This window comes from Camelimonas sp. ID_303_24 (assembly GCF_053543495.1).
Genome location: NZ_JBLLJM010000002.1, coordinates 146,445 through 169,122 on the forward strand (window position 1 = coordinate 146,445; position 22,678 = coordinate 169,122).

19 protein-coding genes and 1 tRNA gene are annotated in these 22,678 nt (G+C 65.2%); 12 read left to right on the top strand and 8 right to left on the bottom strand.

Translation table 11 applies throughout. The annotated features are described in order from the left end of the window. Positions 1 to 234: 234 nt before the first annotated feature. The 4 genes from ACERNI_RS01220 to ACERNI_RS01235 are packed head-to-tail and all read left to right on the top strand — an operon-like array spanning position 235 to position 4,098. Positions 235 to 1,557, top strand: coding sequence for an acyl-CoA dehydrogenase family protein (locus tag ACERNI_RS01220; RefSeq protein ID WP_448831444.1), 1,323 nt, complete (start codon positions 235 to 237; stop codon positions 1,555 to 1,557). 17 nt (positions 1,558 to 1,574) lie between these two features. Further along, positions 1,575 to 2,606 carry a phosphotransferase family protein gene (locus ACERNI_RS01225; protein WP_448831445.1) on the top strand — a complete coding sequence of 344 codons (1,032 nt, stop codon included), beginning with the start codon at positions 1,575 to 1,577 and terminating at the stop codon, positions 2,604 to 2,606. A 1-nt stretch (position 2,607) separates the two neighbouring features. Beyond that, positions 2,608 to 2,958, top strand: a complete 351-nt coding sequence (locus ACERNI_RS01230; protein WP_448831446.1) for a DUF6285 domain-containing protein — start codon at positions 2,608 to 2,610, stop codon at positions 2,956 to 2,958. A gap of 54 nt (positions 2,959 to 3,012) precedes the next feature. Continuing rightward, positions 3,013 to 4,098, top strand: a complete 1,086-nt coding sequence (locus tag ACERNI_RS01235) for a CaiB/BaiF CoA transferase family protein (RefSeq protein ID WP_448831447.1) — start codon at positions 3,013 to 3,015, stop codon at positions 4,096 to 4,098. Between the two features lie 351 nt (positions 4,099 to 4,449). Here the strand turns inward: ACERNI_RS01235 and ACERNI_RS01240 are convergent, their stop codons facing one another. Beyond that, complete coding sequence (locus tag ACERNI_RS01240; protein WP_448831448.1) at positions 4,450 to 4,944, bottom strand: RrF2 family transcriptional regulator; 495 nt, start codon at positions 4,942 to 4,944, stop codon at positions 4,450 to 4,452. 144 nt (positions 4,945 to 5,088) lie between these two features. On the opposite strand from ACERNI_RS01240, the gene ACERNI_RS01245 reads away from it, so the two are divergent. Continuing rightward, on the top strand, positions 5,089 to 5,532 hold the full coding sequence (locus ACERNI_RS01245) for a carboxymuconolactone decarboxylase family protein (protein ID WP_448831449.1): 444 nt from the start codon (positions 5,089 to 5,091) through the stop codon (positions 5,530 to 5,532). Positions 5,533 to 5,671: 139 nt separating this feature from the next. On the opposite strand, the gene ACERNI_RS01250 is transcribed toward ACERNI_RS01245, so the two are convergent. The 3 genes from ACERNI_RS01250 to ACERNI_RS01260 form a co-directional block, all read right to left on the bottom strand. Further along, entirely contained in the window at positions 5,672 to 7,222 is a 1,551-nt protein-coding gene (locus ACERNI_RS01250) for an acyl-CoA synthetase (protein WP_448831450.1), read from the bottom strand. A gap of 132 nt (positions 7,223 to 7,354) precedes the next feature. Beyond that, positions 7,355 to 7,921 (bottom strand): flavin reductase family protein, encoded by a 567-nt coding sequence (locus ACERNI_RS01255; RefSeq protein WP_448831451.1) that lies wholly within the window; start codon positions 7,919 to 7,921, stop codon positions 7,355 to 7,357. A 19-nt stretch (positions 7,922 to 7,940) separates the two neighbouring features. Beyond that, positions 7,941 to 8,639: a fumarylacetoacetate hydrolase family protein gene (locus ACERNI_RS01260; RefSeq protein WP_448831792.1), complete on the bottom strand. Its 699-nt coding sequence runs from the start codon at positions 8,637 to 8,639 to the stop codon at positions 7,941 to 7,943. Between the two features lie 297 nt (positions 8,640 to 8,936). Between ACERNI_RS01260 and ACERNI_RS01265 the strand changes: the two genes are divergently transcribed. From ACERNI_RS01265 to ACERNI_RS01285, 5 genes are all read left to right on the top strand, one after another. Further along, complete coding sequence (locus ACERNI_RS01265; RefSeq protein WP_448831452.1) at positions 8,937 to 9,404, top strand: hypothetical protein; 468 nt, start codon at positions 8,937 to 8,939, stop codon at positions 9,402 to 9,404. A 375-nt stretch (positions 9,405 to 9,779) separates the two neighbouring features. Further along, the gene (locus ACERNI_RS01270) at positions 9,780 to 10,346 is read left to right on the top strand and encodes an NUDIX hydrolase (RefSeq protein ID WP_448831453.1); all 567 of its coding nucleotides are present in this window, start codon (positions 9,780 to 9,782) and stop codon (positions 10,344 to 10,346) included. A gap of 968 nt (positions 10,347 to 11,314) precedes the next feature. Then, positions 11,315 to 12,523, top strand: a complete 1,209-nt coding sequence (locus tag ACERNI_RS01275) for an ABC transporter substrate-binding protein (protein ID WP_448831454.1) — start codon at positions 11,315 to 11,317, stop codon at positions 12,521 to 12,523. Between the two features lie 249 nt (positions 12,524 to 12,772). Then, positions 12,773 to 12,862: transfer RNA gene (locus tag ACERNI_RS01280), tRNA-Ser, on the top strand. Between the two features lie 468 nt (positions 12,863 to 13,330). Next, positions 13,331 to 14,731 carry a short-chain fatty acyl-CoA regulator family protein gene (locus ACERNI_RS01285; RefSeq protein ID WP_448831455.1) on the top strand — a complete coding sequence of 467 codons (1,401 nt, stop codon included), beginning with the start codon at positions 13,331 to 13,333 and terminating at the stop codon, positions 14,729 to 14,731. Between the two features lie 146 nt (positions 14,732 to 14,877). Here ACERNI_RS01285 and ACERNI_RS01290 read toward each other — a convergent pair whose 3' ends face one another. The 3 genes from ACERNI_RS01290 to ACERNI_RS01300 form a co-directional block, all read right to left on the bottom strand. Next, on the bottom strand, positions 14,878 to 15,156 hold the full coding sequence (locus tag ACERNI_RS01290) for a copper-binding protein (protein ID WP_448831456.1): 279 nt from the start codon (positions 15,154 to 15,156) through the stop codon (positions 14,878 to 14,880). Positions 15,157 to 15,336: 180 nt separating this feature from the next. Further along, the gene (locus tag ACERNI_RS01295; RefSeq protein WP_448831457.1) at positions 15,337 to 16,779 is read right to left on the bottom strand and encodes a multicopper oxidase domain-containing protein; all 1,443 of its coding nucleotides are present in this window, start codon (positions 16,777 to 16,779) and stop codon (positions 15,337 to 15,339) included. Between the two features lie 12 nt (positions 16,780 to 16,791). After that, a complete protein-coding gene (locus ACERNI_RS01300) occupies positions 16,792 to 18,243 on the bottom strand; it encodes a TolC family protein (RefSeq protein WP_448831458.1) in 1,452 nt (483 codons plus the stop codon). A 745-nt stretch (positions 18,244 to 18,988) separates the two neighbouring features. On the opposite strand from ACERNI_RS01300, the gene ACERNI_RS01305 reads away from it, so the two are divergent. Beyond that, positions 18,989 to 19,837: a response regulator gene (locus ACERNI_RS01305; RefSeq protein ID WP_448831459.1), complete on the top strand. Its 849-nt coding sequence runs from the start codon at positions 18,989 to 18,991 to the stop codon at positions 19,835 to 19,837. Further along, the gene (locus tag ACERNI_RS01310) at positions 19,837 to 21,243 is read left to right on the top strand and encodes an ATP-binding protein (protein ID WP_448831460.1); all 1,407 of its coding nucleotides are present in this window, start codon (positions 19,837 to 19,839) and stop codon (positions 21,241 to 21,243) included. Before ACERNI_RS01305 ends, ACERNI_RS01310 begins: the two co-directional genes overlap by 1 nt. A gap of 127 nt (positions 21,244 to 21,370) precedes the next feature. On the opposite strand, the gene ACERNI_RS01315 is transcribed toward ACERNI_RS01310, so the two are convergent. Further along, entirely contained in the window at positions 21,371 to 22,411 is a 1,041-nt protein-coding gene (locus tag ACERNI_RS01315) for an alcohol dehydrogenase family protein (RefSeq protein WP_448831461.1), read from the bottom strand. Positions 22,412 to 22,678: the final 267 nt, after the last annotated feature.

Sequence of the window (22,678 nt, forward strand, 5' to 3'; positions counted from 1 at the left end):
TTCGCAGTTCCTTGCATATACACACTTGAAATTCTAACGATCGTTTGGTCAATGTTGTCAAGCTCCGCCGGCATCATCCTTCGGCCAGGGCAAAAAAATGCGACGGCGGCCTCCTGGCGCTGCGCCTTTCATGGCGCTGGGGCAAGGGGCCAGATCTGTGGCCATATGAGCGCCCGCTCGGGCGCATGGGAGGAAGGCGGCGCAACGCTTGCGTCGCCTGAGGAGGAAAAAGGTATGGATTTCAACATTCCGGCCGACATCAAGGCGTATCTGGACGTGCTCGACAAGTTCATCGAGGACGAGATCAAGCCGATCGAGAACTCCGACGACAACATTCGCTTCTTCGATCATCGTCGCGAGTATGCCCGCACCGATTTCGAGAACCAGGGCCTGCCGCGCCATGAGTGGGAAGAGCTGCTGACCCGCGTCAAGCGTCTGGCCGACAAGGCTGGCCACTTCCGTTACGCCCTGCCGAAGGAGTTCGGCGGTCAGGACGGCACCAACCTCGGCATGGCGATCATTCGCGAGCACTTCGCCTCCAAGGGCCTGGGCCTGCACAACGACCTGCAGAACGAGCACTCCATCGTCGGCAACCAGCCGATCGTGCTGATCCTGCGCGACTTTGGCACCCATGAGCAGAAGCAGGACCTGATTCCCAAGCTGCTCGACGGCCGCGCCCGCATCACCTTCGGCCTGACCGACCGTCACCACGGCTCTGACGCCACCCACATGGAAACGCATGCGGTTGCCGAAACCCGCGACGGCGTCGCCGGCTGGCGCATCGACGGCGAAAAGATGTGGATCACCGGCATGCATGTGGCGACCCACTGCATGATGTTCGCCCGCAGCCACGGCAAGGATGGCGACGCCTCCGGCATCACCGCCTTCCTGGTTCCGGCCAACGATCCGGGCATCACCATCGACGAGTACATGTGGACGTTCAACATGCCGACGGATCATCCGCGCATGACGATCCGCAATGTCTGGGTGCCGGAGAGCGCCATTCTTGGCCCGGTGGGCGGCGGCCTCGCCCTTGCCCAGCACTTCGTGCACGAAAACCGCATCCGCCAGGCGGCGTCATCGCTCGGCGCGGCTGTCTACTGCATCAACGAGAGCGTCAAATACGCCCGCCAGCGCCAGCCGTTCGGCGAAGCGCTCTCCACCAACCAGGCCATCCAGTTCCCGCTGGTGGAACTGGCCACCCAGGCTGAAGGCCTGCGCCAGCTGATCCGCAAGACCGCGTGGGAAATGGACCAGATGCCGAAGCCGGAAGTGGCCAAGGTGCTCTCGGACAAGGTCTCCATGTGCAACTACTGGGCCAACCGCCTGTGCTGCGAAGCCGCTGACCGCGCCATGCAGGTGCACGGCGGCATGGGTTACTCCCGCCACAAGCCGTTCGAGCACATCTACCGCCACCACCGCCGCTACCGCATCACCGAGGGTTCGGAAGAGATCCAGATGCGCAAGGTCGCCGGCTACCTGTTCGGCTACATGGGCCCGAGGAAGGCGGAATTCACCAAGATCGAGGCCGACGCCCGTCGCCCGACCAACAAGTGAAACGGTAGCAACGTCTCATGACCTCCAACGCGCCTTTTTCGCAGGCGGAGCTCGCTGAACGGCTTGGGCGCGTTGTCGCCCGCCGTATCGGCGGCGCCGGCGAAATCCTTGAGTTGCGTCGCCTGACTGGCGGCGCAACCAAACAGACCTGGGCATTCTCGTCTGTCGTCGATGGCGACAGGCGCGACTACATCCTGCAGATGGTCGGTGAATTGCCTTCCGTGGACAGCGACCATCCGCGCGCCGGCATGCCGCGCGTCGCTGGCCGCAATGAAACCCTGCTCATGCTGGCCGGCATGTCCGCCGGCGTGCCCACGCCGCCGGTGCGCGTCGCCTTCGATGCCGGCGATGGCCTTGGCGCGGGCCACATCACCGATTTCGTGCCTGGCGAAACCATTGCCCGCAAGCTGCTGCGCGAGCCGGAATACGCGGAGTTGCGCGGCAAGTTTGCGTATCAGTGCGGGGAGGCGGTCGGCAAACTGCACCGCATCGATCCAGCCAGCCTGCCATTCCTCGTGTCCTTTGGGGCGGAAGTGCAGGTGGCGAAGTACAAGCAGATCTATCACGGCTTCGGCTATCCGATTCCGGCGCTGGACGTCGCCTTCGCCTGGGCCGAGGCCAACCTGCCGCGCGGCGTTCCTGATTCAGTGGTCCATGGCGACTTCCGCATGGGCAATATCATCTGTGGCCCGGAAGGCATTCGCGCCGTGCTCGACTGGGAGCTGGCCTGCGTCGGCGATCCCATCGCCGATCTTGGCTGGCTGTGCACCAACACCTGGCGCTTCGGCGGCAAGCACCCGGTCGGCGGCGTGGGAACGCGCGAGGATCTGGTGGCCGGCTACGAGGCCGCCAGCGGGCGCAAGGTTGATCCGGCCCATCTGGAGTTCTGGGAAGCCTGGGGCTCGGTGAAATGGGCGGTGATGTGCCTGCTGAAGGGCCAGGCGCACAAGCGCGACGCCTCCGAGCGCACGGTTGAGGCTTTCGCCATCGGCCGCCGCATGGAAGAGCCGCTGTATGATTTCTACCAGTATCTGACACGGAGGGGCTGAGATGCCGTCCAGTCTGCCGCAATCTTCCGATCTGGTGGCTGTCGTGCGTGAGTTTCTCGAGCGGGAAATCCTGCCCGAGTCCACTGGCGCGCGCTGGTTCAATGTCAGGGTCGCCGCTAACGTGCTGGCGATGGTCGAGCGCGAGTTGCTGCTCGGCAAGGATCTTGACGCTGCGGAGGCCGGGCGCCTGAAGCAGTTCGTTGCCGGCGACAGCCGCGAGGCGATGGAACTGGCGTTGTCCGACGCGATCCGCGAGGGCGTGCTCGACTGGCGCACGGAGGGGCTGGCGCAGCACCTGCGCGAGACCTGCGAAGGCGCCCTGCAGATCAACAATCCAAAGTGGGTCCGCTGAAGCTGGCCAGTTCTGGCGCGGTGCGTGACCCGGCAAATACCTCAGGAGAACAGCATGACGACTGAAGCAACTGGCCCGCTCAAGGGTGTCCGCATCGTTGAGTTCGCCGGCATTGGTCCGGGTCCGTTCGCCGCCGGCATGTTCGGCGACATGGGCGCGGACGTGATCCGTCTCGACCGCGTGGGCTCGAAGTTCACCGCCCAGAAGTTCAGCGCCCGCGGCCGCCGCGTCGTCGACGTCGATCTGAAGAACGCCGAGAGCATCGAGGGCGTCCTGGAGCTGCTGGACAGCGCCGATGCGCTGATCGAAGGCTTCCGTCCAGGCGTCATGGAGCGTCTGGGTCTCGGGCCGGACGTTGTGCTGGCGCGCAACCCGAAGCTGGTCTACGGCCGTATGACCGGCTGGGGTCAGGAAGGCCCGCTGGCCCAGGCCGCCGGCCATGACCTCAACTATATCGCGATCACCGGCGCCCTGGCCGCCATCGGCCCGAAGGATGGCCGCCCGGTGCCCCCGCTCAACCTGGTCGGCGATTTCGGCGGCGGCGCCCTGTATCTGGTGGTCGGCGTTCTCGCCGCTGTCATCAACGCCCGCGCCACCGGCAAGGGCCAGGTGGTCGACACCGCCATGTGCGACGGCGCCGTGTCGCTGATGAGCATGTTCTACGAATTCCGCGCCCAGAAGATGTGGAAGGAAGAGCGCGAGTCCAACTTCCTCGATGGCGGCGCGCCGTTCTACGGAGCCTACGAGACCAGCGACGGCGAGTATGTCTCGATCGGTTCGATCGAGCCGCAGTTCTACGCGCTGCTGCGCGAGAAGGCCGGCCTGTCCGAACAGGTGTTCGACGCCCAGCAGGACCAGTCGAAATGGGCCGAGCAGAAGGCCAAAATCGCCGCGGTGTTCAAGACAAAGACCCGCGCCGAGTGGAACGCCATCATGGAAGGCACCGACATCTGCTATGGCCCGGTGCTGACCATGTCGGAAGCGATCGAGCATCCGCACCTCAAGGCGCGCCAGACGTTCGTGGAAGTCGGCGGCGTCGTGCAGCCGGCTCCGGCCCCGCGCTTCTCGGCGACGCCCTCCAACGTGCGCCCGGTGGGCGCCGCGAAGCTGGCCGACGTCGTCGCTGAGTGGAAGAAGTGATCTGAGGCCCAGGAACGCGTGACATTCCAGAACGCGTGACATTCCAGAACGCGCGACGTTCCAGCCTGTGATGCAAACGGCCCCGACGGATCAACCGTTGGGGCTTTTGTCTGCGCCGATGGCAGTGTTCGCGCCGGATCTGGCGCGCTCCAGCCGTTGCGGCGGATAGGCTTCGGCTGCCGTTGTCATGGGAGGCGGGCGTGAGCGGGGTTCGCGGTTCGCCCGGCAAATGCCGTGTGGCTGGCATCCGGAACGCGCGCCATGCCATGAGGGCAGGATAAACACGCGCCGCCTGGAGCGGATATTGTTTCAGGCCCTTGTTCTGAAACGGTTGGTGCCGGCGTCTTTCGCCTACCGTTTCGCGGCCTCCACATAAGCGGCGAAGGCGCGCTTGGTGGCGTCGTCGATCATGGGCGCGGAGTCCCGGGCCAGGTCAGCCAGGGTCTGGCCGCGCAGGGAGTCGCGCCAGAGCTTCTCGGCCTGCAGCATGCGCACCTTGATCAGGCAGCTCTTTTTGTAATTGCAGGGCTCCTTGCTGGCGACCGGCCCACATTGCCGGACCTCCTTGCACACGAACGCCGGGCCGGGGCCATCAATGGCCTCCACCACATCCAGCATGGTGATGTCGGCCGGTTTGCGGGCCAGCCGGTAGCCGCCGCGCGGCCCTGGGGTCGCCTCGGTGACGCCGGCGGCGGTCAGCGCGCGAAGATGTTTCAGCAAATAGCTTTCGGACAGATCGTACAGCACGGCCAGGTCTCGCCCCGACATCACCGCGCCGTCCGGCAGCGCTCCCAGCACCAGGGCGCAATGCATGGCCGCTTCAACTCCGTCTCCCAACCGTCGCACCAGAGATCCTCCCCGCGCTTGACAGGGATATTATAGCCTGTTTTTATCATGGATACAAAATATCGACGATTAACGCGGCGGACGCGCCATCCCTGACGCGGCGTCGGGCATGGCGTCTGGCGCGATCCCTGAAAGGAGCGGAACATGCAGCAACGGATGAACATCGCCACGGCGGCTCCGGCGCTTTACAAGGCCGTCTATGGGCTTGAGGTCGCGGTCCTGAACTCGGGGTTCGACAGGGACCTGTTGCACCTGATCAAGATCAGGGCCTCGCAGCTCAATGGCTGCGCCTATTGCGTCGACATGCATGTGAAGGAGGCGCTCGCCGCCGGGCTGCCGGACCGGAAACTGCATCTGGTCTCCGTCTGGCGGGAATCGCCGCTGTTCGACGCCAGGGAGCGGGCGGCGCTGGAATGGACGGAAAGCGTTACGCTTGTTGCGCAGACCGGCGTTCCGGATGCGGTATACGACCAGGCGCGCGGCGTGTTTTCCGACGAGGATCTGGCGCGCCTGACCGTGGCCATTGGGACCATCAACGTCTGGAACCGGATCGCCGTGAGTTCGCGCCTGATCCATCCGCTGGACTGAGGGTCAGCCGGAAACAAAAATGGCCGGGATAACCCGGCCATTGTCATGTTCGCGTCAGGGCTGCGACAGGGGGCTGCTGGGGCGGAAGCGGGTCCTGCCCCCTGGTTGCCCTGCGAAACTGAATCAGCCCGCCATCTGGTCAGTCGGCCATCGTCACGCGCAGTTCGCGCTTCAGCAGCTTGCCGGCGGTATTGCGCGGCAAATTGTCGACGAAGACCACGCGCTTCGGCACCTTGAACGGGGCGAGCTTCTCGCGGGCGTGGGCGATCAGGGCCTGCTCGTCGCCGGCCTGGCCGTCGCGCAGCACCACCACCGCCGTCACCGCCTCGATCCATTTCGGATCTGGCAGGCCAATCACCGCCACTTCCGAGACGCTCGGGTGGGTGAACAGCACTTCCTCGACCTCGCGGCTCGCCACCATGGAGCCGCCGGACTTGATGATGTCCTTCACGCGATCGACCACGTAGAGGTAGCCTTCCTCGTCCAGCACGCCGATGTCGCCGGAGTGGAACCAGCCGCCTTCGAAGGCTTCCGCCGTCTCCTCCGGCTTGTCCCAATAGCCCAGCAGCAGCTGCGGCGAGCGGTGGACAATCTCCCCCTGAACGCCAGGCGCCACGTCGTTCATGTTCTCGTCGACGACGCGGGTCTGGACGTTCAGCACCGGCCGGCCGGCGGATGCCGGGCGGGCGTCATGCTCCTCGGGCCGCAGCACGGTCGCCAGCGGGCCGATCTCGCTCTGGCCATAGCAGTTGAAGGCGCGGGCGCCGTTGAGGCGCTGGCGCAGTTCCTGCAGCACCGGCACCGGCATGATCGAGGCGCCATAATAGACGTTCCTGAGCTGGCCGAGATCGCGCGTCGCGAAGTCCGGGTTGCGCAACAGGCTGATCCACACGGTGGGCGGGGCGAAGAAAGAGGTGATGCGATGGCGTTCGATCAACTCCAGCACCTGCTCGGGAACCGGGGTCTCGATCAGCACGGTGAAGGCGCCAAGCATCAGCGCCGGCACTGTGAAGCAGTGCATTTGCGCCGTGTGATACAGGGGCAGGGCGGCGAGCCAGCGGTCGCCGCGCGACAGCTCCAGATCGTTGATGCAGCTGAAATATTCATACATCTGGGCGCGATGGGTCATCATCGCGCCCTTGGGCATGGCGGTGGTGCCGGAGGTATAGGTGATCTGCGCCAGGTCGTTTTCGTCCTGCTCGACGTCGACCGGATCGATGACCGCGCTGTCCGTCGCCAGCGCCAGAACGTCGATGTCGCCCCCGTCAGCGAACGTGCCGATAAAGTCGAGGCCGGGCCTGCCCCGCATCTTCTCCGCGTTGCTGGCCAGGAAGCTGTCATAGATCAGCGTGCGGACGCCGGCCTGCCCGACGATATAGGCAAGCTCAGTCTCGGTGAGCGCGTAATTGATCGGCACATGCACCACGCCAGCGCGGGCGCAGGCGAGAAACAGGATCAGATAGGCGTCGGAATTGCGGCCGTAGGCGCCAACGCGCTCGCCGCGCTTCAGGCCAAGCCCGAGCAGGCGGTCCGCGACCCTGTCGATGGCCTGATCCAGGCTACGGAAGCTCCAGGTCCTGTCGGAAAACGTGAGCGCCGGCGCGTCGCCCATGCGCAGGGCGGAGCGGCGAATGGCGTCAGAAATGGTGTTGCGGCGCGCGCGCGCGCCATGAATTGTGTCGACGCTCAAGGGGAACCTCCCGGGCAGTGTCTTGTCGCCGCGCGCCTGGTCGCCGTTACGGTCATGCCAGCCGCACATAAACTCTGGAAACAGGGTTGTACCGCGCCGGGGTTCCGGGCGCCATATCGGCCCAGCGCCTGTTCAGGATTGATCCGGCGCGCCCCAGGCCGGGCGTCCGAACGCCCCGTCCAGATAGAGCAGCGGCTGGCCGGCCTCCGCTGAACTGGCGGCGCGCGCGCGGCCGGTGATGATTGAATGGGTGCCGGCCGTGACGATGGTGTCGACCGTGCACTGCACCCAGGCCTGGGCGCCGTCCAGCGCGAGCGCCGGCGCGGGCTGGCCGTTGATGTGCGGCCGGAACCAGCGGCCGGTGGCGAAGCGGCTGTGGCCGGCTCCGCGCCTGGCGAATGCTTCGCCGATATCCTGCTGGGAGGCGTCGAGGATGTTCAGGCAAAAGCCATCGCCATGGACCAGCGGATCGTGCAGCGAGGCGGTGGTGTTGATGACCACCAGCACCATCGGCGGATCGAGCGACACGGAGCTGAAAGCCGTGACGGTCATGCCGTGATCGACCCCATTCAGCCGGGTGGTGACGACCGCCACGCTGCTGGCGACGCGGCGCATCGCCTGCCGCAACGCCTCGGCGGGAGGGGCGGGGGATACCGCGCCGGCGGCAGGGGACGACGGGGGCTTCGCGCTGTTTGCCATGGCCGCCTGCATGTCCCGTTCAGGCGCGGGGCGCAATGGAAAAATCGAGCGGCGGCAGACCGTCGATGCGCGCCGCCACAACGTCGCCGGGCAACAGGGGCCCCACGCCCGCCGGGGTGCCGGTGAAGATGAGATCGCCAGGCGCCAGACGCATGGCGCTGGAAACATTGGCGATGATCTCGGGGAGGGACCAGATCATGTCCGCAATCACGCCGGTTTGCCGCAACTGGCCATTGACCGTCAGGGCAAGCCGGGCGTCCGGGGCTGCGCGGCCGCCGGCGCTGACTGGGGACAGTGGGCCGCACGGGGCGGAAAAGTCGAAGGCCTTGCCCCATTCCCATGGCCGGCCGGCGGATTTCGCGGCGTTCTGGAGGTCGCGCCGGGTCAGATCAACGCCAACGCCATAGCCGTAAACCAGCGCCAGCGCCTCGCTGGGGGCGACATGGTCGCCAGGCGCGCCAATGGCCGCCACCAGTTCAACCTCGTAATGCAGATTGCCGGTGAGCGGCGGGTAGGGAATGACGCCGCCGTCCGTCACCGCGTCGGCTGGCTTCATGAAGAAAAACGGGGGCTCACGATCCGGGTCGCTGCCCATCTCGCGGGCATGATCCGCATAGTTGCGGCCAACGCAGATGATGCGGCGCACCGGAAAGCGGTCAGACATGCCGGCAACGGCGATACTTGCCTGCGGCGGCGGATCAATGACGAAGCGGCTCATAACGTCTGGCAACTGATGCCTCCCCTAAGGTGAGAGTCTCCAGCCTCGGCCCGTTCGTAGCCGTCCCGGCCCGGCGCTGCAACCGCAAGCGGCGTGGCGAAGCGGCCCTGTGATTCAGTCTGGCGATGCGGCCGGCGGCAGGGGCGCGCCGATCGCGCGGCGGCGTTTCTTCCGCCCGGGGCGCGGATGTCAACAATGCGCGCCGGGAGATTGATGGCGATCTGGCTTGCGCTATATTCAATACAGTTATGTCGCAATCGCATTGGCCGGTGTTTTCCGGTCGATCTGGAAGGGAAAATGCTGAGCGATTCCGCCCTTCTCGTCACTGGCGCTGCGTTCGCCGCAATTCTTGGCGGCGCCTGGTATTTGCATCGTCGGGCGCTGGGGGAGACGCGCGCCCCTGCGCCTACTGCCCCGGTCGTGGTCAGGGAGCCGGCCGCATCTGTTGCGCCGGCCGTTGCTCCTTTGACAGGAGGCCCGGTCAGGCCAGGCGTCGCGGGCCAGTCAAAAATTGAGACGCTGGTTCTGAAAGCGGCGCTTGAGGATGCGCTTGAGCACCTTGCCGAAGTGTATGGACAGGAGTATCTCGACGCCTTTCACGCCCGGCGCATGGGGCGCAATGTCGAGCCATATCGCAAACTGATGGCGGCTGTTGATGATCCCGCCATGGCGGGGCAGGGGTTGCGCCAGGCGCAGGAAGCTGAGGATGCGCTGAACGCGGTTATCGCGGCGGTGCGCAAAAGTCCGGGCGTCATGCAGGCCTGACGCGATCGCACCATGCCAGATGCAACGATTGGCGCGGCTGTATTATTGCCCGGGCCGTCGTTGTCATATTTTTACTTGTAAATATTTGTTACTTTACTATTTTACGTGCGTTATTTGAATGCGATTCGATTTTTTGTGGCAGGCCCGGCGCGTCGTTGCGCTGGTGGGCCGGGCGCAGGTCAGATGGCGGCTTTTGGCCTCTCCCCAGCCATCGTTCCGGCTTTCATATTTGTTGGCGAGCGGCCACAGTTTGGGCTGGTATCTGTGAGATGGGCGTCAGGTTGTGATTTGTGTCTGATTGGTTGCTGGCCGGTCAGCGGGTTTATGGCGTGAGCGGCGCTGGTTCGCGCGCCAGACGTGGGAAAGGAGGGGAGATTGAAGCGTACGGAAGGTTCTCAGGTCGCCGCTCTTCCTTATCGTCGCCTGGTCGATGGTTCCCTGCAAATCATGCTGATCACCTCGCGCGAGACGGGGCGTTGGGTTATCCCGAAAGGCTGGCCCATGAAGCGCCGGACCGCGCCGCAGGCAGCGGCGCAGGAAGCGTTTGAGGAAGCCGGTTTGCGCGGGCGCATGGGCGAGCAGCCATTGGGCGTCTATGGATATGTCAAACGGCGCAAGAATGGGCAGCTGCAGCAATGCACGGTAACGGTCTACCCTTTGCTGGTTCGCGGCCAGGAGGCTGACTGGCCGGAGCAGGGGCAGCGTCATTGCGTCTGGCATGCTCAGGACAATGCGGCGGCGCAGGTGGCTGAGCCTGAGCTGGCGGAAATTATCGAAACGCTGGACGAGCGGTTGCTGGGCGCGTTGCCGCGGTCGCGCCCGCGCGCGCGGCTGCCCATGTTGGGCGGCGACGCGTATTTGTCAGGCGTTCGGGAGGCGCCGTCGCTTTCGACTGGCAATGACGCCTCTGCGGTGGAAGCCGCGGATCTGGTCCAGGACTGAGGCAGGGCGCGGGCTGGCGCTTGGCGCCGGCATGGGTGGACATCCCTTTCGCAAATCAGGTGCTTTAAGAGGCCGCTCGCAGGCCGGTTCATGATGGGCAAGATCACGGCGCCCGCCGCGCGGCCTGATCATGACGCGCCTGGTGAGCATGGGCGCAGGTCTGCGATCGCGCGATCGTCGTGCTGTATATTCCTTCGGAATTAGGTTGCACCCGCCTGTACAGCCCCTCCCGGCAACCGGTCTTTTGGCTCCCGGCCGACGCGACCTCGCGCATCGATCTCGTGCATCGATGCAGATTGAGCGCGTTTTCGGGGTTGTTGTGCTTGCCGGCAGCCGTACATTTCACGCATGCCCCGCGAAACCGTTCCCCTCACTCGGGCCCGGAAGTATTTACGCGCGTTGCTTGAGGCGGGAGCCCAATTGACCTGGCGCATCCAGCTCCGGTCAGGCCGGCCAGCGCCTGCATGGCTTGCAGGGGGCTGCGTCACGCCGGTTTGAGCTTTGCAGGTCGCGGATGGAGGAAGCAGGCCGGCGGCGGCGTGTTTCTGCCGGCATGGCGCATTTGGCGGCGCGTAAAGGATTCGCGCGAGATTTCGTCCAGACAGACCGACTTCGCGGCCCGCCTTTCGAGAGGCTGCTGACGGGGGCATTCAGCCGATGTCATCCAGCAGATTTTTTGCCGATGACGTTTGCCGATGACGTCGCGGCCAGTTTTCCACCGGGTCCCCGGACCGCGGAGGGATGGGCGTCTGCTGCCGCTCCAGTCTCGCCTAAAAGTCGCGTGCGCCAGGCGATTGTTATCAATTATCTTTTTTTATCAAACGTCCTGCGCGACGGTTGATGCGGCTGGCTGTTCATGGCCATGCGCCGGTTTATTTCGCGCTTGCGAGAGCTGGCGGTGACTATGCTATGGTCGTTGACATAATAATTTGGGGAGAAATGCTTTGAAGAGTGGCAGGCGCGCCTTGTTGGCCGGCATTTGTCTGGCTTCCGTCCTGGGTCTTGCGACGGTTTTCCCGGCTCACGCCGAAAAGAAATATAGCCGGGGGGCCAGCGATACGGAGATCGTCGTTGGCAATTTCGTCCCCTATAGCGGCCCGGCTTCCGCCTATGGCGTCGTCGGCAAGACCGCCGCGGCCTATTTCAACATGATCAACGAGCAGGGCGGCGTGAATGGCCGCAAGATCCGCTTCCTGAGCTATGACGATGCTTACAGCCCGCCGAAGGCTGTTGAGCAAACGCGCAAGCTGGTGGAGAGCGACGGCATTCTGGCGTTGTTCGGCACGGTCGGCACGCCATCGAACACGGCGATCATGAAATACATGAATGCCAAGAAGACGCCGCACCTGCTCCTGGCTTCCGGCGGCACGCGGTTTGGCGATGATCCAGCCCAGTTCCCGTGGACCATGCCGTTCAATGCGTCCTACAACTCGGAAGGGCGCGCCTACGCCAAGCTGATCAAGACGCGCTATCCCAATGCCAAAATCGGCGTTCTGGTGCAGAATGATGACTACGGCAAGGATATCTACAAGGGCGTGAAGGACGGTCTGGGCGACAAGACGTCGATGATCGTGGCTGAAGCGCATTACGATCTGTCGGATGCGACGGTCGATTCCCAGATGGTGAAGCTGAAGGCCTCCGGCGCGGATCTGTTCCTCAACCTGTCGACGCCGAAGTTCGCCGCGCAGGCAACGCGTAAACTGGGCGAAATGAAGTGGCGTCCGGTGCACATCCTCAACAATGTCGCGGCCCAGGTTGGCGCGGTGATCATCCCGGCCGGGATTGAAAACGCCCAGGGCGCCATCACGGCGACCTATATCAAGGATCCGACTGATCCTGCCTTCGTGAATGACGCGGATATGAAGGCTTTCAAGGCGTTCATGGCCAAATACATGCCGGATGGCGATCTTAACAATTCGCTTTATGCCTATGGTTACGCCATCAGCAGTGCGCTCGTGCACCTGCTGAAGGAAGCGGGCGACGAACTCACCCATGAGAACGTCATGAAAGTCGCGACCAGCATGAAGGGATACAAGGCGGATCTGCTGTATGAGGGCATCAAGATGACCACGTCGCCGACCGACCATTTCCCGATCGAAGACTTGCAGATGATGGTGTTCAAGGGCGACCGCTGGGTCCCCGAAGGGGGCGTGATCAACGCTCGCGAAAACCGCTAGGCCCTTGCCCGGCAGACGCCTGACGCTCCGCGCCCATTGTGGAGCGTCTTTTCGGCGCGTCCTTCCCAGGCCGGCCCGCAGCGGCGGGCCTGGTTGGTCTCCCGTGCTGTGAAAGACTTGCCGTCTGGCGCGATTGAGGCTTGCCATCAGCCTGTCGCGACGGCAAAAGGTCACGTGGAATTGGCCGGCGCATCGCCGGATTCCACGTGGCGTAACGGTCGTTGTCCCGACCGTGCTGACGCGCCTGCTGGATGGGTGGCCGAGTGGTTTAAGGCAGCGGTCTTGAAAACCGCCGTGCGGGCAACCGTACCGTGAGTTCGAATCTCACCCCATCCGCCATTCCCCAGGGGTGGCCGGCATTCGTCACAGCCGCATCATTCTGGCATCAGGATATGTGAATCCTGCGCAATTGATGACCGTATGGTCATAACGCGCGGTAACGTGTTTGAGCGGCTGGGGCAGCGCCCCGCCCGCCTGAGCCGGCAGCCCCCAAAATGTCTGTTCCCGCCTGACCTGATGCCGGACGGCCTCAAACCGGATCCCGATCGGACGGATCTGGACTGGTCGTGGTTCTGGACAGGGCCGGGGGTGACGTCGGGCGAATTTGCAACATTCGCATCTCCGGGCGCGGCAGGGCTCGGCCGGAGCCTGTGGGCTCCCGATGAAATCTGGTTGATTGAAAGCGTTATATATTTTCGCTTTGATGTACTTAATTTACGATGGTCGGAATTCGTTTTTTCCCGGTATGGTTCAGTCTTTGCGGTCGGGAGCGAGCGCGTTGCAAAAACAGCAAACTCTGGCGGGTGAATGCGAAAAATCTATATGGGCGTCCGCCTGCGGCGGTTGCGCGAAGAGCGGAGCCTGAAGCAGGTTGAGCTTGCCGCTGCGTTGGGCATTTCTCCCAGTTATCTCAATCAGATCGAGCAGAACCAGCGCCCGCTCACCGTGGCGGTGTTGCTGCGGATCAACGCCATTTTTGGCGTCGACATGCAGCTCTTCTCGGAGGATGGGGAAGGGCGGCTGATCACTGAATTGCGCGACGTCGCATCCGACGGACCGGAAGCCATTTCCATGGCGGAAATCCGTGAGCTGGCGATGAACATGCCCGTGGTGGGGCGGACGCTGGTCGCCTTGCATCGCCGTTACCGCGAGGCTGTCGAGCAGAGCGAGGCTCTCGCGGCCCAACTGGGCGACGAATGGATTGCCGGGGGACCGGCGCGGGCGCCATTCGAGCAGGTGCGGGACTTTTTCTATGCCCGTCGCAACCATGTGGCTGCGCTGGATGAGGCCGCCGAGCGCCTTAATCGCGATGCAGGCCTGGGGCCTCTGTCGGTGCATCCGGGACTTGTGTCCTGGCTCCGCGACCGGCACGGCGTCGCGGTGGTGGTGACCGGCAGCGACGATGACCAGCGCCGTTTCGATCCTGATACCCGCACCCTGTTCATTTCCGCTGATCTCAAGCTTGGCCAGCAGGCGTTCCAGATGGCCGCCCAGATCGCCTTTCTCGAACTCGGCCCGGTCATCGATCGCCTGGCGGATGATCCCGTCCTGACCAGCCCAGACGCGCGGCGGCTGGTGCGGGTGGGGCTGGCCAATTACTTTGCCGGCGCGCTGGTGTTGCCTTACGGGGATTTTCTGGCTGCCGCTGAAGCTGAGGCCTACGACATCGAGAAACTGGGACGGCGCTACGGCGTGGGGTTTGAAACCGTGTGCCATCGCCTGTCGACCCTGCAGCGGCCTGGCGCGCGCGGCGTGCCGTTCTTTTTTGTGCGCGTGGACCGCGCCGGCAATATTTCCAAGCGCCAGTCCGCCACCGACTTTCATTTTTCCCGCGTCGGCGGCAGTTGCCCGCTGTGGAATGTTTACGAGGCGTTCACCCAGCCCGGCCGGGTTCTGACCCAGATCGCCCGTATGCCGGACGGTCGCGCTTATCTGTGGATCGCCCGCACGGTGGGGCGGGGCATCGCCGGCTTTGGCGCCCCCGGCAAAACATTCGCCGTTGGCATTGGCTGCGATATCCGCCACGCCAGCCGGCTGATCTATGCGCGGGGGCTCGATCTTGACAATCCGGAAGCCGCGACGCCCATCGGGGCCGGATGCAAGGTCTGTGAACGCCCCGCATGTCCCCAGCGCGCCTTTCCGCCCGTTGGGCGGACGCTGGCGGTGGATGAAAACCGCAGCGCGCTTGCGCCTTATCCGGTGGCCTGAACCTCGCGGCGCGAACTTGACGGTTGCGCTCCCAAAGTGCGCGGGAGCGTAAAAGCCAAAATCACAGGTTACGCCGGAAATTCAGCAAATTGCTGGCTGCCCACCTGATGCCTGCATTCGGGCCACCAGATGGGCGCGTCCCGCGATCAGCCCTTTTTCCGCAGCTTGATCACCGTGATCTGCCCATTGACGCGATCGGCGTCGAACAGGATCCGGTCGCCGGCCTTCAGGCCCTCGAGCATCGCCGGCTCGCCGGCGCGAAACACCATGGTCATGCCGTCCATATCCAGATTGCGGATCGGACCATGATCGATGGTGAGCTTGCCCTGGGCCCTGTCGATTTTGGTGACCACGCCGCTGACGGATTGCGCTGCCGCCGGCAAAGCGAAAGCGATGAAAGCAAGGGTGACTGCTGTTCTGAACATCCTGGTCCCTTTCGTGTGATGCCAGACCCAATGCGCCTGGCGTGTGGATGGTTGAGACGCCCGGGCTTTTCAGCTCATGGCGGCGGAACTGGCCGGGCCTGGTGAAAATCCGGATGGGGCCGGCGTGACGTTGGCGCCGATGCTGGCGACAGTGATTTCACCGGGCAGAAAGTCGCCATGTCAGTGGCCGGAGTGCGGGTGGCCGCCAGGCGGCCGCGGCTGGCCGTCGGCGCCCGTCGCCGGCTTGCGCGGATCCTTGACCCGCCACGCCGGCGCGCCGGCGCCGGTTGCCGGCGGCGCGGCGCGCGCCGGCGCGGGCGGCTGGCCCTGGTATTCAAAGGCCACCGTTCCCTCGGGGTTTTTGTACCAGCCGGGGTCCTTGTAGTCGGTCCTCGCCAGCCCCTCGCGAACTTTCACCACGGAGAACATGCCGCCCATCTCCACCGGGCCGAACTGGGCGAAGCCGGTCATCATCGGCAGGGTGTTGTCGGGCAGGGGCATTTCCATGGAGCCCATTTCGCCCATGCCGGTCGCGCCCATGGGCATGTAGCCCGGCGTGAGTTTGCGGATGCGTTTGGCCAGCTCTTTCTGGTCGACGCCGATGTAGGTTTTCACGGAGTGGCCCATGGCGTTCATGGTGTGGTGCGATTTGTGGCAGTGGATCGCCCAGTCGCCGGGCTCGTCGGCGACGAAGTCGAAGGCGCGCATCTGGCCGACGGCGCAATCGATGCTCACCTCGTCCCAGGCGGCGGCGGGATCGACCCAGCCGCCGTCGGTGCAGGAGACCTTGAACTCATAGCCATGCATGTGGATGGGATGGTTGGTCATGGTCAGGTTGCCAAAGCGCACCCTGACCTTGTCATTCCTGCCGACAACGAGCGGATCAATGCCCGGGAACACCCTGCTGTTCCAGCACCACAGGTTGAAGTCCAGCATGGTGTTGACCTTGGGCACATAGGCGCCAGGCTCAATGTCGAAAGCGTTGAGCAGGAAGACGAAATCGCGATCGACGCGCCTGAAGGCCGGGTCCTTCGGATGCACCACGAAGAAGCCCATCATGCCCATGGCCATCTGCACCATCTCGTCGGAATGCGGGTGGTACATGAAGGTGCCCGAGCGCCGGAGCTGGAACTCGTAGACGAAGGTTTTTCCCGGCGGAATATGCGGCTGGGTCAGGCCGCCAACCCCGTCCATGCCATTGGGCAGACGCTGGCCATGCCAGTGGATGGTCGTGTGCTCCGGCAGTTTGTTGGTGACATAGATGCGCACCCTGTCGCCTTCGACCGCCTCGATGGTCGGACCTGGCGACTGGCCGTTGTAGCCCCACAGATAGGCTTTCATGCCAGGCGCCAGCTCCCGCTCGACCGGCTCCGCCACCAGATGAAACTCTTTCCAGTCGCCGTTCATCCGCCACGGTAGCGACCAGCCGTTCAGGGTCGCGACGGGCTGGTAGTCCGGGCCGGTGGTGGGGGCGAGCGGCGGCTGGGTCGCGGCGTCCGCCATGGTGGGCGCCTCGGGAACGCTGGCGAAGGCCGCGCGGCCGGAAACCGCGCCAGCCGTCAGGCCGCTCGCCAGGGCCAGCCCCGATGAGCCGAGAAATCCCCTGCGGGACAGATTGGTCATGGCTGGGCTCCTTCAATGGCCGGCGGCGCCGGCGGTGGCGACGGCGGTTTCGGACGCCCCGCCGCCGCTTCCCACGCCGCCGCCAATGAGGGCGTGCCTGAAATTGGTGTGAGCGATCCAGAAATCCCGCTGGGCGTTGATGGCGGCGACATTGGACAGGATGCGGTTGCGGGCGTCGGTCAGCAGCTCGGTGACATCGGTCAGCATGCCGTTGTATTGCAACAGGGATTCGTCCTGGATGATTTTGCGCAGCGGCAGGATGTTGTTCTGGTATTGCCGGACGATGTCGTGGCTGGCGCGATAGGTTGCATAGGCCTCCCGGGCTTCAGAGCGGATGTTGACGGCCTTCTCCGCCAGCCGGTTGGCCGCCTGCATGTAGGTCTGCTCCGCCATGGCCACCTTCGATTGTCCGAAGTCGAAGATGGGGATCTCGATATCCAGCTCCAGCGTCGTGCTGCGCGCGGTTTCTCGCTGGACCGAACCAGGCCCGGTGATGTCGCGGCCGCGGTCGTATGTCCTCCGACTCAGCAATTCAACGTCGTTGACGAAGCGCACGGCCTGGGTCAGCCCCAGCGAGCGCGCCAGCATGGCCAGTTCGTCGCGGGCGATCCGCATGTCGACGCGCTGGCGCAGGGCTTCCGCCTCAATGGCTTTCGCGGTCTGGGGGCGCGGCGCCGGCGGCAGGGCCGAGGGCAGCCGCAAGCTGGCGTCGGCGCCCCACAGGCCGAGCTGCCGCACCAGGCGCTCGCGCTCCTCGCCCTGGCGGCGGCGCGCCTCCGCGAGTTGCACTGTGAGCTCCGCGTCGAAGGCAAATTCGCGCGCCTGGTCGATCTTGTTGACGCCGCCGCTTTCGCCGAGGCGCCGGAACAGCTCAGTCGTCGCCGTCGAGGCGGCCCTGGCCTGCTGGTAGAACGCGACCTGGGCGTTGGCGGCGACGGCGCGCCAGTATTGCCGGCGGGTATCCGCCGCCAGTTTCAGCACGGCCTCGGCCGTTTGCTGCTGGGCAATGCGGAACTGGTCGCGGGCGATTTCCGCCCGCGCCGGCAGGGTGGCGATCGCCAGCAGGTTGCCGACGATCTGCCGTTCGATCTCCACCTCAAAGCGGCCCGAGAGTTTCGATATGCCAAAGCGGGGATTGGGAGGCAGGCTGGCGGCGACCATCTGCGCCTCGGCGGCGCCAAGGCGGTTGAAGGCTGCCTGCAGGCCCCGGTTATTCAGCAGCGCCACCTGCACCGCCGCGTCGGAGGTCAGTTTCTGGCGCAGCAGTCGGTCGACCCTCTCCTTTGCCATGGAGGCAGTCTGGTCGTCGCTGATGCGGACCACGTCCTTGCCGATGCTGGCGCTGGAGCCGCTGACCACGCTCGCCATGCCGCCGTCGCCGGAAAAACCGACGCAGCCGGCCAGCAGCAACGCGGCCCCCGAAACCAGGCCATGGACCAGGCCGCGCCGGAGCAGGTTTTGCATGCGGCCGCCGGCGCTGGAATCAGCGCCTGCCTGGCCGGAAAGGGCATTGCCCGGGAGGGAGGAACTGGGGCGGCCGGTCATGTGGCGGGTCCCTTCTGCGGGGTCACCCGGCGGTTGATTTCGCGCCAGTTCAAGGGACCAGTGGGGCGCAACGTCGCCGCGCCAGCGGTGACGCTGTGGTAGGCAGGCGGCGGGACCGGCGCGTCGGGATTGGCGGGGCGGGCGAGGCTGTCGGGAATCGTTGGCGCCGTGCAGGCGCCGAGCGCCAGCAACGCGACCGGCAAAGCCGCCCTGGAGCTGCGCGCGACCAGGGTAGAGGCAGGTTTTGCGTCAGGTGTCTGATTTGACGGATCTTTTTGACGGGAAGCGGCAGTTGCTTCGCTGAAAACTGCTCTGGCGGCGCGCACGCTTCTGTCCCTCCCGGCGGTGTTTCGGCTGGCGCGGGCGTGAAAACCGCTGCGCCGTCCTGACTGCTGCAATGGGTAGCAATCCGCCGCGCCGTGCGTCCGTTACAAATTGTTTCAAACCGGCGCGGGCCGCGGACGGCGCGGCGCGCTATGGTCCGCCGGACAGGATGAGCCGCATCCTTGCGGCCTGATGTTCCGGCGGCCGGCAGGCAAGGGCGCGATACTGGAGCGCCAGGCGCGCAAGAGGCCTGCTCGGGAAGCCTGCGCAAGCAATCTGCGCAAGCGATGCGTGCAAGAGACGCGTGCAAGAGACGCGTGCAAGAGACGTGTGAAGAGCGATGCAACAGCCAGAACGGCCGGCGGCGCCCGGCGCGGATTACACTGGAGAAGATCAGGCGCGGGAGCGACATGCGCCTGAGGCGGCGGAACGCGATTCCAGCCTGGACTCCGGGCTGGACTATGGGCGCGTGCTTGTTGTTGATGATGATCCGGAAATCAGGCTGCTGGTGGCGCGTTTTCTGCAACGCCATGGCTATCAGGTCGCTGGCGCGGCCGATGGCGTTGCCATGATGGCGGCGCTGGCCCAGGGCGGCGTTGACCTGGTGATTCTGGATCTGATGCTGCCCGGCCGCTCCGGTTTCGATTTGTGCCGCGACGTGCGCGCCGTCTCGCAATTGCCAATCGTCATGCTGACGGCGCGCGGTGATGAGGCGGATCGCATCCGGGGCCTGGAAGGCGGGGCCGATGACTACATTGCCAAGCCGTTCAGCCCCCGCGAACTGCTGGCGCGCGTGCGCGCCGTGCTGCGGCGGGCGCGTGCGGCGCGTTCCGGCGGAAGCCCGGGCGCTGACAGTGCGCTGGTGACGTTCGACGGCTGGACCATGGACCTGCGGCGGCGCGAGTTGCTCTCGCCTTCCGGCGTGCTGATCGACCTGTCGACAGGCGAGTTCGACCTGCTGGCGGTTTTCGTGGAGCACGCCAACCGCGTGCTGTCGCGCGAGGCGCTGATGCAGTTCGCCAAGACGCGGACCAGCGACGATCCCTTCGACCGGACGATTGACGTGCAGATCAGTCGTCTGCGCCGCAAGCTCGGCGCCGACGCCAGCGGCGGCCAGCTCATCAAGACGGTGCGCGGCGCTGGCTACATGCTGGCCGCGCAGGCGCGACGCCAGCCCGGAGACGTTTAATGAAGGCGATGCTCCGCAGGCTCTGGCCCGATACGGTCGCCAGCCGGGCCATCCTGGTGCTGATCGCGGCGCTGTTGGGCTTCCATGCGCTGGGATACTGGGCCTGGCGGGTGGGCGCCGACACGCTCGCGGCCTCAGCCTCTGACAGGGCGCTGGCGGCGCGCATGTTGTCCATCAGCCGGGCCGTAGCGGGCGTCTCCGGCGATGCGGAGCGCAGCCGGGTGGCCCACGACCTGTCTGACGCCAGTCTGGAGGCGCACTGGAGCAGGGCCGGCCTGTCACTGGACGCGGGGACCGCGGACAAGGGGACGGCGAACGAGCGCGCCATGACGATGGCGGCGGGCTTGCGGGAGCTGGCGCCAGGACTTGCGCCGGACGCGTTGCAGATTGGCTTCGCCCAGGCCGGAGCTCATGATCACGGCGCTGGCGCCGTCTGGCGACATATGATGCTGGCCTCGCTGCGGCTGGACGACGGCTCCTGGGTCAACTTCTCCATCTCCACGCTGGAGCCTGGCTCATACGAGGGCTGGGGCGTTTTCGCGATGCTGATTTGCGTCGGCGTCGCCATCATTGGCGTGGCGGTGTTGCTGTTGCGCTGGGCGACCTGGCCGTTGCGCGAACTGGCCCTCGCGGCGGAGCGGTTCAGCATTGATCAGGCGCCGCAGCCGCTGGCCGAAACCGGGCCTGTCGAGGTGCGGCGCGCGGCGCGGGCGTTCAACACCATGCAGGAACGCATCCAGCGGCTCGTGACCGAGCGCATGCAGGCCATGGCGGCGGTTTCCCACGACCTGCGAACCCCCATCACCCGGCTGCGGTTGCGTTCGGAATTGCTCGAGGACGAGGCAACCCGCCGTCAGGTCGACGCCGATCTGGACGAGATGGAGACGATGATCGACTCGACCCTCGCGTATCTGCGCGGCGGCCGGTCGGATGAACGCATGCGGCCGGTCGATCTTGCCCCCGTGGTGGAAACCATCGTCGATGAATTTCAGGATCAGGGCCGCGACGTTTCCCTTGGCGGCGTTGGCTCCGCCCCGGTGCTCGGGCAGGCGCCGTCACTGAAGCGCGCCTTCTCCAATCTGATCGGCAACGCCCTGAAATATGGCGATGTGGCGCGGGTGAGCGTCGCGACGGCGGGCGATCACCATATCGTCACGGTTGAGGACGAGGGGCCCGGGATTCCGCCAGAGGCCCGGCAGCGGGTCTTTGAGCCTTTCGTCCGGCTGGAAGAATCACGCAGCCGCGAAACCGGCGGCTCGGGCCTTGGGCTCACCATCGCACGGGCTGTGGTTGTGGCCCATGGCGGTCAGATCACTCTGGATGACCGGCCTGGTGGGGGGCTGCGCGTGACGGTGTCGATCCCGAACCAGGGCAGACAGACCGGCCATGCCGGCGGTTTCCGATGATCGCGGGTTCTGGCTGCAAATTCACCGGAAACGCGCATTCCTTCTGACGCAGCGCAACTGCGCGCAATGGGCGCGCGGCCCGGGCGAAAAGCGTCGCTGGCGGGCGGCGCTTTCCCCATGCAGGCTCTCAGGAGCGCGTCAGCACGGTTTTGATGACCCCGGCCTCGCGCGCCTCGAACATGCGGTAGGCTTCGGCGCCAGCCTCAAGAGGCAGGCGGTGGCTGATGTAACGCTCCGGGCGCAGGCGGCCCGACTGCACCAGCGGGAACAGGGCCGGCAATTCCTCCGGCACCGAGCAGGTGCCGATGCGGAATGTCAGGCCGGCGGCGAAGGCGCGCTCAAGCGGGAAGGCATAGCGGCGCGACTGCTGGACGCCGATGACGGAAACCGTTCCCCGGCGGGTCACGAGGCGCAGCGCCAGATCGACGGTCGCGTCGAGACCCACGGCCTCGATCACGCAATCCACCTTGCGACCGCGCGTGGCTTCGCGCACGGCGTCGACAGCCTCATCTGGCGACAGGGCGATGGCTCCGGATTGCCGCGCCAGTTCGCGCCGCTCCGCCACCGGGTCGATGGCGTAGACCACATGGGCGCCCATGACGAAGGCGCTGTCCACCGCCATCAACCCGATCGGGCCAAGGCCGATGACGGCGACGCTGGAGCCGGGCCGGATGTCGGCGTTGCGGGCGCCGAACCACGCGGTGGACAAAGCGTCGGTCATCATCAACGCCTGCTCGGCGCTGACGCCCTCCGGGATCTTTACCGCGTTCATGTCGGCTGCGGGCACGCGGAATGCCTCGGCCTGCACGCCCTGGAGCTTCGCCGACAATCCGTAGCAGGCGCCGGCGCCAAACTCACAATGGATCACGTTTCCGGCGAGGCAGGACCGGCAGGCGCCGCAGCCAACGGCCGCCGGCATCATCACCTTGTCGCCCACCTTGAGCCGCTGCACGGCGCGGCCGGTTTCCACCACCTCGCCAACGGCCTCGTGGCCAACGCAAAAGCCCACGTCGGCCGAAAAGCCGTGGCCGTGATAGATATGCAGGTCGCTGCCGCAGATCGAACAGGCTTCCATCTGCACGATGACGTCACGATCGGACTGGAGCGCCGGATCATCCATGGAATCGCAGCGGATGTCGCGCGGTCCGAAATATCGCAAGGCCTTCATGGTCGTTTCCTGCTGTTTTTTGTCTCGTCATTGCTGCGGCGCGAAGCCCCGGGCGCGCTGGCCGCAAACGCAATTACGACTCTTTGAGTATGTTCGCCAGAGCGGATCGCCACCATTGGTGGAGGGCGCCAGTTCATTAACCCCGAATACCTTTGGGTGCGGGAGACCGCCAGGTCTTAACCAGCTGTTTTCGCCATCGCTTGCAACTTTCCGGTCCATGCAGGGTGCGGAGGCGCACGCCGGCCGGGAGGGTTTTTGCGCATGGTT